The sequence below is a fragment of the Parasphingomonas puruogangriensis genome, from assembly GCF_036663635.1.
Taxonomy (GTDB): Bacteria; Pseudomonadota; Alphaproteobacteria; order Sphingomonadales; family Sphingomonadaceae; genus Sphingomonas.
This window is the reverse complement of record NZ_JAXOJI010000006.1, coordinates 172056-186958: the sequence shown is the minus strand read 5'-3', so window position 1 is coordinate 186958 and position 14903 is coordinate 172056. Positions and strand designations below refer to the sequence as shown.

The following is a 14903-nucleotide window of genomic DNA, read 5'->3' as shown; positions in this document are numbered from 1 at the left end:
CAATTCCTGCTGGAAATCGCCAAATCGCTCGCTTATAGAGCCGCCTTCGTCGACGGCCTGCGCGCCGTTCGACATGCGGGCGTGGTGAAATTGGTAGACGCGCGGGACTCAAAATCCCGTTCCTTAATCGGAGTGTCGGTTCGACCCCGACCGCCCGCACCATCGATATATCGCATCGCGATCCTTTGAACGTAGGTTCCGGCAGGCGCGGCCGGGCCAGATACGATATGCCGCATTGGACAGAGCGATCCGAGAGGCAGGACGATGGCGTACACCTACACGATGATGGACTCCGCGGTCGGCGCGCTTACCCTGGTGGCAAGCGAGATCGGGCTGACGGCAATCCTGTGGGAGAATGACGCGCCCGGCCGCGTCCCGCTTGGCGAGATGCTCGACGACCCGGATAACCCGATCCTGCTCGACGCAAAGCGCCAGATCGCGGCCTATTTCGCCGGCACGCTCACCGCCTTTACCGTGCCGCTCGATTTCCGCGGCACCGAATTCCAGAAAAGCGTGTGGGCGGCGCTGCTGACCATCCCGTTTGGCGAAACGCGCAGTTACGGGGAGATTGCGTGCCAGATCGGTCGGCCTGGCGCCTCTCGCGCGGTCGGCGCGGCGAACGGCCGCAACCCCATCTCCATAATTGCGCCGTGCCACCGCGTGATCGGCGCGAATGGCAGCCTGACGGGTTTTGCCGGGGGGCTCGAAGCGAAGAAACTGCTGCTCGATCTGGAGCGGGGGGCCTGCGCTTGAACTTGATGACCATTGTTCCCCTGCGAAAGCAGGGGCCCAGGACCACGAAAGCTGCGCGCGGGGCTCTGGGCCCCTGCTTTCGCAGGGGAACTAGCACGCACCATTGAGCGCGTGGGCGCTAATTCCGCGGCGCCTGCCGCCGATAGCTCAACGCCTCCGCCACGTGGATCCGCCCTATCTCCGCGCTGCCCGCCAGATCGGCGATCGTCCGCGCCACGCGCAGGATGCGCGTATAGCCGCGCGCCGACAGCCGCATCGCCTCGCTCGCCTGGGCAAGCAAGCGCCGCCCCGGTTCGTCGGGCGTCGCCACCTCCGCCAGCAAGTCGCCATCGATCTCGGCGTTGGTGCGCACGTCGTGATCGGCATAACGCGTTGCCTGGACACCGCGTGCCGCAGCCACCCGCGCCCGCACCGCCGCCGAACCCTCGGTCGGCGGCGGCAAGACCAGATCGGCGGCGCTTACCGCCTGCACCTCGACGTGCAAATCGATGCGATCCAATAATGGCCCGCTGACCTTCGCCTGATAATCCGCCGCACACCGCGGCGCGCGCGAACAGGCGAGCGCCGCATCGCCGAGATGCCCGCAGCGGCACGGGTTCATCGCCGCGATCAACTGCACGAAAGTCGTTACCGCCGGAAATCGCAGATGCTCCGAGCACTCCTGTTCAAAATGTCGGTTTCGCCGCGTCCTGGTCATGTGCCACGCTCAGTTCTTTGGCGGCCTCAGTCATTCGATCCCTCAGATCCGGGGCCGCCGTTATGAAGTGCATCGCCTGCCCACATGCACCGCGCGCCCCATCCCAGATGGATATCTTGCCAGCCCTCGTCTCAACCAACCAGGTGTCCTCGGCGAACGCGTGAAACAGGCTCGTCTGTGACGGATGCGTCCACTCGCTGAGCTGCTCATAAATCATCTCAAACATGCTTTCCTTGCGCGAAGATGTCGTCATCTCCCGCTTAAATAGATTTCGCATTGCATTGAGGATATGTTTCGAGACCGCTTCCTCATTTTGCATCCGCGCCACCGCCTCAGGTGTAAAAAAGTAGTCGTCTGCCGAAAACACTCCGTCCTTTAGCCTCTTCTGCTCCTCCACCTTAATCCGAGAGCTGTTAACGTAAGCCAAGACCGTCTCACCCGCTTTCTTCAGGCCGCCATTGTTGAAGCCCTTGACGACTTCGGATAGCGCAAACTCTCCGACTGCGTAGGTTTCAAGTATGCAACGCGCCAATACACATGCAGCAGGTATTCTCTGGTTTTTGAGCAGAAGTTCGCAATCGTCATAGAGCGATACAATCCTGTTGAAGATCATGTTCGCGTAATTTGCAAAATGACGCCCCGGGTCTGCCACTCCCATCGCTCCAAGGAACAGCACATCTGCGACCTGCAAATTGACTCGAGCGGCAGCAGCCTCGGCCAACAGGCGGTTGGCGAACTCGCTCAACAAGTTTGGATTGCTCAAAGATGTGCTCCGATCCGCTTTCACGCCGTTGGACTTCTGCCTTCAGCAAAAATCCCTACGAGCCGGTTGTATCCGACGGCACTCGCACCCTGTCGAGACGCTTTCCGCTACTCAGCTCTCCACATAGATCGCCCCGTAACATCCGCCGAACCCGTGCTCTTTTACTCTACGTCCGGTGCAGCTTGCTGATCGTGGTTACTTCCGAAGCCGCATCCACCGTCCGCAGTTTCGTTCGGCGGCGGCACTTGTAAGTTGGTTACGCAATCGCTAATTAACGGGCTGTCGCCCATGGGACTTCCAACCGCAAGCGGCTTGTAACACCACCTTTATGGTGGGCCATGAGTGCTATCTCCGGACAGGTAACCCCGGATGCACTCGTTGGACAAAGCCAACGGAAGTCCCACTATGCCTCGTAACGCCGCCACCACTACCACGTCTACAAAGACACCGGGCAAGGTGCGTGCTGATTGTGACCTCACGGTCGCCGAACGCTTGATCGAGCACAGCGATATCAAAGTAGATCTCGCAGCGTGCATACGCTGGTTCTGGTTCGGTTTGGCTGCGTTCATAACGGCCCTCACCGGCTTCATCATCGCGCTTTACAGCATCCACAACGCGGAACCGACGAAGGTAAGACGACCTATTGGCGAGCGCGCGTTGAGCGCCGCTAGCGAGGTCACCAAGCAGGCAATCCGCTAAACACACACCCATTTTTCTCATTTTACGTGGATTGCATGCTTGACGAACGTGGTTACCGCCAAAGCGAAGCAGAACGAATTCTGCTGCCGTAACGGGCAAAAAGCGGCATACTGGAGAGATGCCAAGACACAGTAAGAAGATGATAGCCGCCGCGCGAGCCTCACTGGCTCGGTATCACGAGGAACGTCGTCTCACCCATTCCCCACGCAGACTACATGTAGGCAGTCGCGGAATGATCGAGGCTCAATCCGATGGGATGGCATGGGCTGCATTCGTCATCGCGATAGCTGCCGGATTATGGATCAAGCAGCTTGACGTTGTTGTTGCTGCAAGCGGTGTTTTCATTGCGATCGGTGTTTGGCGCTTTGGCATTGCGTATCGCGATCGGGTGGAGAGAGAGCTTCAAACGCTGTCTCCAAAAACTGGCGCGGATTCAGACGATACAGCCGAAGTCGAAGCTGCGATCCAACAACTATATCGCGACGCTGAACGAATGGCGGGCCGAATGATAATCGTAGGAACCCTGATGGGGGCGATAGCGCCGGTTCTCTGGCGCGTCATTCCCCTTTTGATCAGATAACGCGTTTCCGGCTTCTCAGTTTACGTGCGTTGCAGGCTTGACCCGCGCGGGGAACGTGACATGCGCATTGGCGCGCGCCACGCTCACCGTGCCCGTCTCGAGCGGCTGGCGCAGCGAATCGAGCACCGCGCGCTGGAATTCCGGCAGTTCGTCGAGAAACAGCACGCCGAGATGCGCCAAGCTCACCTCGCCCGGCTTCACCTTCAGCCCGCCGCCGACCAACGCCGCCATCGAGGCGGAGTGATGCGGCGCGCGATACGGCCGAGTCCGCGTCAGCCGCCCGCCCTGCAACGTTCCCGCGACGCTCGCCACCATCGACACTTCCAGCGCCTCGGCCGCATCGAGCGGCGGCAGGATGCTCGGCAGGCACGACGCCATCAAGGACTTGCCCGATCCCGGCGGCCCGATCATCAGCAGGTTGTGATTCCCCGCTGCGGCGATTTCCAACGCGCGCTTGGCCGTCTCCTGCCCTTTGACCTGCGCCAGATCGGGTCCGGAGACGCTGTCATCCGCCCCGCCCGGCTGCGGCGCCGATAACAGACTATGGCCCTTAAAGTGGTTGAGCAACGCCAGGATGTCCGGCGCGGCGATCACCTGGATCGACCCGGCCCAGGCCGCTTCCGGCCCCTGCGCCGCCGGGCATACCAGCCCCTTGCCGATCTCCGACGCGTGCAGCGCGGCGAGCAGCACCCCCGGTGACGGCGCGATACGCGCATCCAGCCCCAGTTCGCCGACCACGACATAATCGGCCAGGGTCTCGGCATCGACCACGCCCATCGCCCCGAGCAGCGCCAGCGCGATCGGCAGATCGAAATGCGATCCCTCTTTGGGCAGGTCGGCCGGCGACAGATTGACCACGATGCGCTTGGGCGGCAGCGCCAGCCCCATCGCCGAGATCGCACCGCGCACCCGCTCGCGGCTCTCGGCCACGGCCTTGTCGCCCAGCCCCACCACGTAAAAACCCGGCAATCCCGGGATCAGCTGCACCTGCACGTCGACCGCCCGTGCCTCGAGCCCGAGATACGCGACGGTCGATACGCTCGCCACCATGCAGCCGCCTCCCCCGAAGTCGGTACGAGCATAACCGCTTTTCGGAAGGGGGAAAGGTAGCGCAGCACCTCCCCGAATTGCGCTTCCCCGGCGAAGGCCGGGGCCCAGTCGCGAAGGTGGAGGTAACGACGCGCAGCGCTCGTTACCAACCCGCGCGCAACTGGGCCCCGGCCTGCGCCGGGGAAGCGCAGAAGGACGCGATGACAAGTGGTATACTGTCTTGCCAAAACAATACACCCGCCCCACATCCATTCCGTGACGCAAGCCGCCCGCCCCGCCCCGCACCCATTCAAGCGCTACGGCCAGCTCAGCCTCGGCAGCCTGCTGATCCTCCTCGCTCCACTGGTCACTCCCTTGCCCGGCCCGGCCGGTGCGATCCTGTTCGCCGGCGGCATGATTCTCGTGTTGCGCAATTCGGTCTGGGCGCGGCAGCGTTGGGCACGGCTTAAGCGACGATTCCCGCGCATCGGCGCTTTCGTCGATCGCATGATGCGCCGCGGCAGTGCACTACGCCGTCACGCGCGCGACAAAGCGGCGGCGGCGAATTGACTTTCCCGCCCGCCTTGCCTAATGGCCCGGGCTTCAAGGTCGCCCCTGTGGCGGCCTTCTTACATTCAGATACCCCCCGGGTTAGATTTTAGGGAATGACCGATGAAGCGGACCTTTCAACCGAGCAATCTCGTGCGCGCCCGTCGCCACGGCTTCCGTCTGCGCTCGGCGACTCCGGGCGGCCGCAACATCCTGCGCGCGCGTCGCAACCGCGGCCGCAAGAAGCTGTCGGCTTAACTGACGCCGCTGGCGCCGCCAGCATAGCAACCTTGCAGATTCGCCGCGACTTTCTCGCGGCGAATGCCGGGAAACGCGCACCGATGCCGGGCTTCGTGCTGCTCGTGCGCGACCGGCAGGACGGCTCGCCCGATATGCGTATCGGCTACACCGTCACCAAGAAGATCGGCAACGCCGTCGTGCGCAACCGCATGAAGCGGCGCTTGCGGGCGCTCGCGCGTGAATTGTTGCCCGAACGCGGCATTCGCGGCGCGGATCATGTACTGATCGGTCGCAATGGCGGGATCGAGCGCGATTACGCGCAATTGCGCACCGAACTGACCAAGGCGCTGGCCAAGGTGATGCGGTGACTACACCCTCCACCGTCATGCCGGACTTGGTCCGGCATCCAACTCTCCGCACACGCTGCGTTTCTAACACGAACGATGCGCGTGCGGCACGTTGGACCCCGGACCAAGTCCGGGGTGACGGAAATAAGGGCGCCACATGCTAGCGCGCCTCCTCATCCTCCTCGCTCGCGCCTGGCAACTCGGCCCATCCGTCGTCCTGCCGCCGACCTGCCGCTACGCGCCAAGCTGTTCCGCCTATGCAATCGAGGCACTTCACCGCTATGGCGCGGTGAAAGGCGGATGGCTGGCGGCTCGACGGATCGGCCGCTGCCATCCCTGGGGCGGTTCGGGCTACGACCCGGTTCCCTGATAGACATTCGCGAACGGATTGCTGACCAGTGAAAGACGACCAGAAGAATTTCATCCTGTTCGCGGTGATCGCGGCGCTGATCCTGTTCGGCTGGCCGCTGCTGCAGAACAAGTTCTTCCCCGCCGCCAACCCGCCGGTGACCAAGATCGTCGCGGGCAAGGCGCAGGTCGTTCCCAACCCGAGCGCCGATCCCGCTGCCGACGCGCCGTCTGCAGTGCGCGATCGCGCCTTGGTGCTGCGCGAAACGCCGCGCATCCGCATCGATACGCCGACGGTCAGTGGGTCGATCAACCTTAAGGGCGCGCGGATCGATGATCTGGTGCTCAAATCCTACAAGGAAACGATCGCCAAGGATTCGCAGCCGATCCGCTTGCTCTCGCCCTCGGGCAGCCCGGACGCCTATTTCGCCGGCTTCGGCTGGCGCGACGATGGCCTGAAGCCACCCGCGCCCGACACGATCTGGACCGCGACCGGCGACGTGCTGTCGCCCGGCAAGCCGGTCACGCTCGATGCCGCCAATGCTCAGGGCCAGCGCTTCCGCATCGTGCTGTCGGTCGATGACGGCTATATGTTCACCGTGCGCCAGACCGTCGCCAATGCCGGCGCGGCGCCAGTGCCCGTCGCGACGTATGGCCTGGTCAACCGCAACGGCGTGTTCAAGGATGCCGATACCTGGACGGTGCAGATCGGCCCGATGTCGGCGCATAACGGCCGCGCGGATTATGACGTGAATTTCAGCACGATCGACGAGGGCACGCAGAAATTCTCCACCACCGGCGGCTGGCTCGGCTTTACCGACAAATATTGGCTGACCGCGATCGTCCCCGATCAGGCGGTGCCGTTCGACGGCCAGTTCCGCGCCGGCGCCAACAAGGCGTACCAGGCCGATTATTCGGTCACGCCGCGGCTGCTCGCGCCCGGCAAGACCGTAACCCAGTCGTCGCGTTTCTATGCCGGCGCCAAGGAAGTCCGCCTGCTCGATCGCTATACCGACAAGGAAGGCATCGCTTTCTTCGATCACGGCATCGATTGGGGCTGGTTCCGGATCGTCGAGAAGCCAATCTTCTATTATCTCGACTGGCTATTCCGCATGGTCGGCAATTTCGGCGTGGCGATCATCCTGCTGACCTTCACGATCCGCGGCATCATGTTCCCGATCGCGCAGAAGCAGTTCAAGTCGATGGCGGCGATGAAGACGCTGCAGCCCAAGATGAAGGCGCTGCAAGAACGCTATAAGGACGACAAGCCGCGCCAGCAGCAGGAGATCATGCAGCTGTACAAGACCGAGAAGGTCAATCCGCTCGCGGGCTGCCTGCCGACCTTGCTGCAGATCCCGATCTTCTACGCCTTGTACAAGGTGCTGCTGCTGACGATCGAAATGCGTCACCAGCCGTTCGTCGCCTGGATCAAGGATCTGTCCGCGCCCGATCCGGCGACGATCCTCAACCTGTTCGGCTATCTGCCCTTCACCCCGCCGCACTTCCTGGCGATCGGCATCGTGCCGGTGCTGCTCGGCATCTCGATGTACTTCCAGTTCAAGCTGAACCCGGCGCCGATGGACGACACGCAGAAGCAGATCTTCGCGATCATGCCGTGGGTGCTGATGTTCGTGATGGCGCCGTTCGCGGTTGGGCTGCAGGTCTATTGGATCACCTCGAACTGCCTGACGATCCTGCAGCAGCGCGTGCTCTACGCGCGGCATCCGGGGATGAAGGAAGCGGTGGCGAAGTAGCCGCCGCTGCCACTCTTCACCGTCACCCCGGACTTGTTCCGGGGTCCACCGGGCGGCATGTTATGGACAAGAGGCGCGACAGCAGCGCGCGCGGCGCAGTGGGCCCCGGAACAAGTCCGGGGTGACGAATGGGGGAAGTCCTCACCCCCCGATACGAACGGACCGAACAGATGACCGACACACCGCCCGAAGCGCCCGCGCAAGCCCCCTTCGAAACCGCCACGTTCGACCCCGATCTGGTCGAACGCGCGCGGAAGACGTTCGCCGGCCCGATCGCCTTCCTCAAGTCCGCGCCGAAGCTCGAATTCCTGCCCGACGCCAGCGTGCCCGAAATCGCCTTTGCCGGCCGTTCCAATGTCGGCAAATCGTCGCTGCTCAACGCGCTCACCGGGCGCAAGGCGCTGGCGCGCACCTCGGTCACGCCGGGGCGCACGCAGGAACTCAACTTCTTCGACGTCGGCGAGCCGCTCACCTTACGGCTGGTCGATATGCCCGGCTACGGTTACGCCAAGGCACCGAAAGATATCGTCAAGCAATGGCGTTTCCTGGTCAACGACTTCCTGCGCGGGCGGCAGGAGCTCAAGCGCGCGTTGGTGCTGATCGATTCGCGCCACGGCATCAAGGATGTCGATCGCGAGATCTTCGAGATGCTCGACAAAGCCGCGGTCAGCTATCGCATGGTGCTGACCAAGGCGGACAAAATCAAGCCCAGCGAGCTGGCCGACGTCGCGGCGCGCACCGAAGTGGAAGCGCGCAAGCGCGCCGCCGCGCATCCCGATATCCTGCTCACCTCGAGCGAGACAGGTCTGGGCATTGCCGAATTGCGCGCCGCAGTGATCGAAGCGATCGGTTAGCCGCCGCGCCGATCGGCCAACAATTGGCCGGACTCACGAACCCGCGATCTGCTACGGCGCGTCATTAACGTGTAATCTTTAGGGCTTGCTCATGCCGGCCCGCTACGCCGTATTTCTGAAAGGGCCGCGATTGGGCTTGCTGATAATCATGACCGCGGCGGTGCTCGCCAATACGGCCTCGCCGCAGGACGCCGCGTCGGGCGCTGTCCCGGTGCCGCCAGCGGCCACGCCGATGCCGGCGCCGACGCCGCCGCCGAGCGACCAGCTTCCGCCGCCCCCGCCTGCGTCCATTCCCGCGCCGCTGCCGGCCGCCCCCGGGTCACCCGCGGAGGCGGCTGACCACCCCGATATCGTCGTCACGGCCCGCAGCGCGTCCGACACGCCGGATCCATTTCGCGGCGCCAATGCGCAGGCTTTCGCCATCACCGACGCGGTCGATAGCGCGATCGTCGGCCCGATCGCGATGGTCTATAAGAAGAACGTACCGTCGCCGATTCGCAGCGGCATCCACAATTTCCTGTACAATCTGCGCGAGCCCGTCGTGTTCGTGAACTTCGTGTTCCAGCACAAGATCGGCAAGGCGGCCGAGACGCTGGGCCGTTTCGCGCTCAATTCGACGATCGGCGCGCTCGGCGTGATCGACATGGCCAAGCGCAAACCGTTCAAGCTGCCACGCCGCGGCAATGGCTTTGCCGACACGCTGGGCTTTTACGGCGTGCCCAACGGCCCGTTCATGTTCCTGCCGATCGTCGGGCCGACCACGGTGCGCGATTTGTTTGGCGGCGCGATCGATCGGCTGACCATGCCGTTGGCGTTCGGCAATACCTTCACCCGCCCGACGGTCGCGATCCCGCTTGGCGTGCTCGGCGCGCTCGATCACCGGGCCGATTTCGAAGAAACGCTCAGTGCGTTGCACGACGGCCAGGCCGATCCCTACGCCAATACGCGCGCTTTCTATCTGCAGCGCCGCCAGGCCGAGATCGATCACCTGCGCGGCCGCAGGACCGGCGCGTCGAGCCCGATGTCGGAAAAGCCGGTCGGCCCGATCCGCCTCGATGGGCGCGTGCTGACCCCGACGGCCGATCCCGCCGCCATCCCCACGGTGCCCCTCGCGCCGCTCGACCCCGCGGCAATCCCCAAGAACTGAGCCGTCACAAGACGGTCATCGTGCCGAGTCATACTCCCCCTCGCGCGCACGCTGCGGGCGAGGGGGAGAGTGAGATGCTCGGACGGCTCGGACTATTCCTGTTGGCCCCGCTCGCGCTCGCCTCCTGCAGCAGCGAGTCCTCCGAAATACGCGTCACCGGATCGTCGACGATCTTTCCCTTTAGCAAAGCGGTGGGCGAGGCCTTCGTGCAGGCCAAATCGGGCCATAAGGCACCGGTGTTCGACACGGTCGGCACCGGTGTCGGTATCCTGCGCTTCTGCGAGAAGGATCGGGCGATCGATATCGTCGACGCCTCGCGCCGGATGCGGCGCGCCGAGTTCAACAAATGCCAGGCGGCCGGCATCCGCGACATCACCGAAATCGCCATCGGGCTGGACGGCATCGCGCTGGCCGAATCGAACAACGGGCCGAAGATCGCGTTGACGCGCAAGGACATCTATCTCGCGCTGGCGGCCAACCCCTTGGGCAAGCCGAACACCGCCAAGACGTGGAAGGAGGTCAATCCGGCCCTCCCCGCGATCCCAATCCAGGTGCTGGGGCCACCAGCGACCAGCGGCACGCGCGACGTGTTCGTCGAGTTGATCCTGCAACCCGGCTGCCTGGAGGCGATGCCCGATGCCAAGGCGTTGCAAGCCGCCGGCGATCCTGCACAGTTCGAAAAGGTCTGCCGCCAGATTCGCGCCGACGGCCCCTATGTCACGAAGGGGGAGGACGACAGCGTCATCGTCAGCGGGCTGGAGCAGGACTCCAACGCGCTCGGCGTGTTCGGCTATTCCTATCTCGAACAGAATGCCGGCCGGCTGAACGGCGTGCCGATCGACGGCGTCGAGCCGGAATATGCCACCATCGCCAGCGGCAAATATCCGGGGATGCGCACGTTATACCTGTACGTGAAGACAAGTCGGCTTAAGGGCCGACCGGCGGTACAGGCGTATCTCGATCAATACGCCGCGATGTGGTCGCCGGGCGGCCCGCTCGTCAAGCGCGGCCTGATCGCGCTGCCGGACAAGATCCGCGCGCGATCGTTGCAAGCGATCCAGCGCGCCGAGCCGATCGACCCGGCGACGCTGCACTGACCGCGTCCGCGGTGGCACGTCGCCGCTAAGCGCCTTCCCTGCCGCCGACTTCACCGCTATCTCCCGCGGCCATGAAACTGATCATCGGCAACAAGGCCTATTCCTCCTGGTCGCTGCGCGGCTGGCTCGCGTGCAAGCAATCGGGCCTGTTGTTCGAAGAAGTCGTCGTGCCACTGTACGACGAGGCCTGGGACAAGCGCCGCGAAGGCGACGAATTCGCCCCGTCCTCGGGCAAGGTGCCGATTCTGTGGGATGGCGACGCGGTGGTGTGGGACAGCCTGGCGATCGTCGAATATCTGGCGGAAAAGACCGACCGCGACCTGTTCTGGCCGGCCGATAACGCCGCCCGCGCGATGGCGCGGTCGATGTCGGCGGAAATGCATTCCAGCTTCACCGCGCTCCGCCGCAAGCACAGCATGAACATCCGCCAGGCCTTCCCTCCGGTTCGGCCGGACGACGACGTGCTCGCCGATCTCGCCCGCATCATGGAGCTATGGGCCCAGGCGCGCGCGCGTTTCGGCGGCGACGGCGCATTCCTGTTCGGCCAGTTCGGCGCGGCGGACATCATGTTCGCGCCGGTCGTGACGCGCATCGTCACCTACAGCCTGCCGATCGCGCGCTTCGCCGCCGGCTATATGGACGCGGTGCTGCAACACCCCTTCATGCAGGATTGGATCGCCGCGGCGCAGGAGGAGGAATGGGTGATCGAGAAGTTCGAGGTCCCTTCCCTTACTTGATCCGCTTGGTCGGATACGGCGTGCCATCCTTATGGGTGTAGCTATTCGGCGCGAAATCCATATCGATGTCGGCATAGCAGCCGCCCTCGTCCGCGCCGGCGCCGATGGCCACGAACACGCAGTCCGCCGCGCTGCGATTCTGCAAGTGATGTCCGTTGGCCACACCCTTGGCGAAGGCCGCGCAATCGCCGGCGCGCAATACCGTCTCGCCGGCATCCTCGACCAGCACGGCCTCGCCCGACAGCATCACCACCAGTTCATCCTCGCCATGATGCCAGTGGCGATGCGACGACCAGGCGCCCGGCTTTAGCGTGACGTGGCTCGCCCCCATCTGGGTCAGCCCCGCCATCGGCGCCAGGCGGCGATACCAGCGCCCGGCGACCTCCTCGTCGTACGGCGGCGGATAGCCGGTCGCATTGGTCTGTGGGATTGTATCGAGCTCGAGCTTGGGCAATGTCCCCTCCATGTCTGAGCCAAATCTGCCCGATGTCGTCGATCTCGCCAAGGCGCTGCTCGCCTGCGACAGCGTCACGCCCGCCCGAGGGGGCGTGTTCGATGTGCTGGAGGCAGCCTTGTTGCCGCTCGGCTTCGAGGTCGATCGCTTCATCATCGGCGAGGCGCCCGACGGCCCGGTGGAAAACCTGCTCGCGATCCGCGGCACGAGCGGGCCGCATCTCGCCTTTGCCGGGCATCTCGACGTCGTTCCGCCCGGCCCCGGCTGGACCAGCGATGCGTTCGCCGCCGAGTTGCGGGGCGGCCTGCTCTACGGTCGCGGCGCAGTCGATATGAAAGGCGCGATCGCCGCTTTCGTCGCCGCCATTCCGGCGCAGCTCGAGGGCGGTGGCGACGGCACGATCAGCCTGATCATCACCGGCGACGAAGAAGGCCCCGCCACTTACGGCACGCCCGCCATCATCGATCGGATGGCAGCGCGTGGTATTGCGCCGGATCTGTGCCTGGTCGGCGAACCCACCTCGACCACGCGGCTCGGCGACATGATCAAGATCGGTCGCCGCGGCTCGGTCAACATGTGGATCGATATTCCCGGCAAGCAAGGCCATGTCGCCTACCCCCAGCTGGCGGACAACCCGATCCCCAAGCTCGTTGCCGCGCTCGCCGAGATCGACACCATCGTGCTCGACCGAGGCAATGCCTGGTTCCAACCGTCCAATATCGAGGCGACCGACATCACCGTCGGCAATCCCGCCACCAACGTCATTCCCGCGCATGCCGCGGCCCGCCTCAGCATCCGCTTCAACGACGAACAAACCGGCCCGGCGCTGGCCCAGCGCATCGACGCGATCGTCAAGCGCCACGCGCCTGACGCCACCGTCACCGCGCGCGTCTCGGGCGAGGCGTTCCTGACGCCGCCCGGCGCTTTCTCCGCGCTAATCGGCGACGCGATAGAGGCGCATACCGGCGCTCGCCCCGAACTCTCCACCACCGGCGGCACGTCGGATGCGCGCTTCCTGTCGAAACTATGCCCGGTGGTCGAATTCGGCCTGCTCAACGCGACGATGCACAAATGCGACGAAGCGGTGGCGGTGGCGGATCTGGCAATGTTGCGCGCGATCTATGCCGACATCATCGCCCGCGCGCTGACGTAACGCTCAGCCCGCCAGCGCGCGGCGTTCGTCGGTCCGCGCCCAGGCGACGAACGCCGCCTCGTCCATCGGTTCGGCGATGCCAAAGCCCTGGATCACGTCGCAACCGATCACGCGCAGCACGTCCGCCTGCGCCTGCGTCTCGATCCCCTCGCCCACTGCCTCGCACCCCAGCCCATGGATCAAGCCGATCACGGCATGGGCGATGGTGCGCGCGTCGATACAGTCGGCGACATGCTCGATCAGGCTCCGGTCCAGCTTCACGCGATCGATCGGCAGATGCCGCAACCTTGTCAGGTTGGAATAGCCGGTGCCGAAATCGTCGATCGCAATGGTCGCGCCATCGGCACGGAGCAACGCGATCGCCTCGACCACTTCGCTCGAACAATGCATCGCTAGCGTCTCGGTCAGCTCCAGTTCGAGCAGATGCGCCGGTGCGTTGGCCGCGCGCATCGCCGCGCGCAGCCGATGGAAAAATGCGACATGGTCGAGCTGTCGCGGCGAGATGTTGATCGCCAGGCGCTGTTCGATCCCCATCCGCCCCCAGCGCGCGATCGTCTCCGCCACGGTCGCGATCACCCATTCGCCGATCTCGACGATCAACCCGGTCTCCTCGGCACGTTGGAGGAATGTACCGGGCAGCGTCAGCCCGTCGCGCGGATGGTGCCAGCGCAGCAAGGCCTCCGCCGCGACGATCCGGCCGCCGGGCAGGCTGACCTGCGGCTGATAGACCAAACGGAACTGGTCACGTTCGAGCGCCTCGCGCAGCTCGCCTTCCATCCGCGCGCGCACGGCGATGCGCTGGGCCAGATCTTGCGTGAAATATTCCACCCGGCCACGCCCGCTGGCCTTGGCATGATACATGGCGGCGTCGGCGGCGCGCATCAATTCCGTCAGATTGCCGCCATGGTCGGGGTGCAGCGCAATGCCGATCGACGCCCCGATTTCGACATCGGTACCCAACAGGTCGAACGGCTCGGCCAGTGCGAACAGCAGACCACGCCCGATCCGCGCGGCTTCGGCACCATCGGGCAAATGCGTGACGAACATCGTGAATTCATCGCCGGCGAGTCGCCCGATCAACGGTTGCGGCGTGCCCAGCCCGTCCCGCACCCGGTCGGCCACCGCGCGCAGCCGATTGGCCACCATGCCGAGCAGCATGTCGCCCATCGCATGGCCCATCGTATCGTTGACCTTTTTGAAGCGGTCCAGATCGATGAAGAACAAGGCGCCGATCGTTCCGGGCGGCAATTCCCCCAAGGATCGCTCGCAGGTGCGGCGGAAATTGGTGCGATTGGGCAAGGCCGTGACCGAGTCGAACATGGCCAGCCGGTGTACGCTGTCCAGATTGGCGCTCAATTGCTCGAACAGCCCGTCCATGGCCTGCGCCAGTTCGGGCACGCAAGCGCCGATCTCGGGCGGAATCGCACCGTCCAGATCGCCATGGGCAGCACGCGCCAGTCGCGCGATGGCCGAATCGAGCGCCGCCGCGGTGGTCGCCAAGGCTCGCTCGGCCGAGGCCCAGCACATTATCGCGCAAATGATCGCGGCGATCAGCGCGCGCGCGACACTATCGAGCCCGATCTCGCCATCGGGAGTCGTCGCCACCAGCGCAAGGATGAACGCAACCGCACCGGCACACATCGCGAACACGATCGCGCGGCTTTTCAGCGACACTCCTTCCATGCGCTTGTCGGATCCCCGG

General features: G+C 64.5%; 16 protein-coding genes, 1 tRNA gene and 2 pseudogenes. 14 read left to right on the top strand and 5 right to left on the bottom strand.

Features of this window, described 5'->3' with window-relative positions:
- Positions 1-75 precede the first annotated feature (75 nt).
- Together U1739_RS15330 and U1739_RS15325 are read left to right on the top strand one after the other, a co-directional pair.
- Positions 76-162, top strand: a tRNA-Leu gene (locus U1739_RS15330).
- 102 nt (positions 163-264) lie between these two features.
- Positions 265-753 (top strand): methylated-DNA--[protein]-cysteine S-methyltransferase, encoded by a 489-nt coding sequence (locus U1739_RS15325; RefSeq protein WP_332709442.1) that lies wholly within the window; start codon positions 265-267, stop codon positions 751-753.
- Between the two features lie 118 nt (positions 754-871).
- Here the strand turns inward: U1739_RS15325 and U1739_RS15320 are convergent.
- Both U1739_RS15320 and U1739_RS15315 read right to left on the bottom strand, forming a co-directional pair.
- Positions 872-1402, bottom strand: a pseudogene (locus tag U1739_RS15320) (magnesium chelatase subunit ChlI family protein); the annotation flags it as partial.
- A 16-nt stretch (positions 1403-1418) separates the two neighbouring features.
- On the bottom strand, positions 1419-2213 hold the full coding sequence (locus tag U1739_RS15315; RefSeq protein ID WP_332709441.1) for a DUF5677 domain-containing protein: 795 nt from the start codon (positions 2211-2213) through the stop codon (positions 1419-1421).
- Between the two features lie 378 nt (positions 2214-2591).
- Here U1739_RS15315 and U1739_RS15310 point away from each other — a divergent pair, with 378 nt between their 5' ends.
- Positions 2592-2912: a hypothetical protein gene (locus tag U1739_RS15310; protein WP_332709440.1), complete on the top strand. Its 321-nt coding sequence runs from the start codon at positions 2592-2594 to the stop codon at positions 2910-2912.
- A gap of 232 nt (positions 2913-3144) precedes the next feature.
- Positions 3145-3492 carry a hypothetical protein gene (locus U1739_RS15305; RefSeq protein WP_332709439.1) on the top strand — a complete coding sequence of 116 codons (348 nt, stop codon included), beginning with the start codon at positions 3145-3147 and terminating at the stop codon, positions 3490-3492.
- Between the two features lie 18 nt (positions 3493-3510).
- On the opposite strand, the pseudogene U1739_RS15300 reads toward U1739_RS15305, so the two are convergent.
- Positions 3511-4542: pseudogene (locus U1739_RS15300) on the bottom strand (YifB family Mg chelatase-like AAA ATPase); the annotation flags it as partial.
- A gap of 255 nt (positions 4543-4797) precedes the next feature.
- Here U1739_RS15300 and U1739_RS15295 point away from each other — a divergent pair.
- From U1739_RS15295 to U1739_RS15255, 9 genes are all read left to right on the top strand, one after another.
- On the top strand, positions 4798-5091 hold the full coding sequence (locus U1739_RS15295; RefSeq protein WP_332709438.1) for a hypothetical protein: 294 nt from the start codon (positions 4798-4800) through the stop codon (positions 5089-5091).
- A gap of 102 nt (positions 5092-5193) precedes the next feature.
- Positions 5194-5328: a 50S ribosomal protein L34 gene (gene rpmH, locus U1739_RS15290; RefSeq protein WP_261292588.1), complete on the top strand. Its 135-nt coding sequence runs from the start codon at positions 5194-5196 to the stop codon at positions 5326-5328.
- 32 nt (positions 5329-5360) lie between these two features.
- Positions 5361-5678: a ribonuclease P protein component gene (rnpA, locus tag U1739_RS15285; RefSeq protein ID WP_332709437.1), complete on the top strand. Its 318-nt coding sequence runs from the start codon at positions 5361-5363 to the stop codon at positions 5676-5678.
- A 136-nt stretch (positions 5679-5814) separates the two neighbouring features.
- A complete protein-coding gene (gene yidD, locus U1739_RS15280) occupies positions 5815-6027 on the top strand; it encodes a membrane protein insertion efficiency factor YidD (RefSeq protein WP_332709435.1) in 213 nt (70 codons plus the stop codon).
- Between the two features lie 28 nt (positions 6028-6055).
- Entirely contained in the window at positions 6056-7759 is a 1704-nt protein-coding gene (gene yidC / locus U1739_RS15275) for a membrane protein insertase YidC (RefSeq protein WP_332709433.1), read from the top strand.
- A 170-nt stretch (positions 7760-7929) separates the two neighbouring features.
- Entirely contained in the window at positions 7930-8613 is a 684-nt protein-coding gene (gene yihA / locus U1739_RS15270; protein WP_332709431.1) for a ribosome biogenesis GTP-binding protein YihA/YsxC, read from the top strand.
- Positions 8614-8743: 130 nt separating this feature from the next.
- A complete protein-coding gene (locus U1739_RS15265; RefSeq protein WP_332709429.1) occupies positions 8744-9760 on the top strand; it encodes an MlaA family lipoprotein in 1017 nt (338 codons plus the stop codon).
- A 74-nt stretch (positions 9761-9834) separates the two neighbouring features.
- Positions 9835-10857: a substrate-binding domain-containing protein gene (locus tag U1739_RS15260; RefSeq protein WP_332709428.1), complete on the top strand. Its 1023-nt coding sequence runs from the start codon at positions 9835-9837 to the stop codon at positions 10855-10857.
- 71 nt (positions 10858-10928) lie between these two features.
- Positions 10929-11594 (top strand): glutathione S-transferase family protein, encoded by a 666-nt coding sequence (locus U1739_RS15255; protein WP_332709427.1) that lies wholly within the window; start codon positions 10929-10931, stop codon positions 11592-11594.
- On the opposite strand, the gene U1739_RS15250 is transcribed toward U1739_RS15255, so the two are convergent.
- On the bottom strand, positions 11587-12048 hold the full coding sequence (locus U1739_RS15250; protein ID WP_332709425.1) for a cupin domain-containing protein: 462 nt from the start codon (positions 12046-12048) through the stop codon (positions 11587-11589). The genes U1739_RS15255 and U1739_RS15250 overlap by 8 nt on opposite strands.
- A gap of 10 nt (positions 12049-12058) precedes the next feature.
- Between U1739_RS15250 and dapE the strand changes: the two genes are divergently transcribed.
- Positions 12059-13201, top strand: a complete 1143-nt coding sequence (dapE, locus tag U1739_RS15245; protein ID WP_332709424.1) for a succinyl-diaminopimelate desuccinylase — start codon at positions 12059-12061, stop codon at positions 13199-13201.
- 3 nt (positions 13202-13204) lie between these two features.
- Here dapE and U1739_RS15240 read toward each other — a convergent pair whose 3' ends face one another.
- A complete protein-coding gene (locus U1739_RS15240) occupies positions 13205-14884 on the bottom strand; it encodes a putative bifunctional diguanylate cyclase/phosphodiesterase (protein ID WP_332709423.1) in 1680 nt (559 codons plus the stop codon).
- Positions 14885-14903: the final 19 nt, after the last annotated feature.

Excerpts from the sequence above, each read along its gene's own strand:
- U1739_RS15325 (WP_332709442.1), top strand. The coding sequence starts at position 265 with ATGGCGTACACCTACACGATGATGGACTCCGCGGTCGGCGCGCTTACC.
- U1739_RS15305 (WP_332709439.1), top strand. The coding sequence starts at position 3,145 with ATGATCGAGGCTCAATCCGATGGGATGGCATGGGCTGCATTCGTCATC.
- rpmH (WP_261292588.1), top strand. The coding sequence starts at position 5,194 with ATGAAGCGGACCTTTCAACCGAGCAATCTCGTGCGCGCCCGTCGCCAC.
- yidD (WP_332709435.1), top strand. The coding sequence starts at position 5,815 with ATGCTAGCGCGCCTCCTCATCCTCCTCGCTCGCGCCTGGCAACTCGGC.
- yihA (WP_332709431.1), top strand. The coding sequence starts at position 7,930 with ATGACCGACACACCGCCCGAAGCGCCCGCGCAAGCCCCCTTCGAAACC.
- U1739_RS15260 (WP_332709428.1), top strand. The coding sequence starts at position 9,835 with ATGCTCGGACGGCTCGGACTATTCCTGTTGGCCCCGCTCGCGCTCGCC.
- U1739_RS15255 (WP_332709427.1), top strand. The coding sequence starts at position 10,929 with ATGAAACTGATCATCGGCAACAAGGCCTATTCCTCCTGGTCGCTGCGC.
- dapE (WP_332709424.1), top strand. The coding sequence starts at position 12,059 with ATGTCTGAGCCAAATCTGCCCGATGTCGTCGATCTCGCCAAGGCGCTG.
- U1739_RS15240 (WP_332709423.1), bottom strand. The coding sequence starts at position 14,884 with ATGGAAGGAGTGTCGCTGAAAAGCCGCGCGATCGTGTTCGCGATGTGT.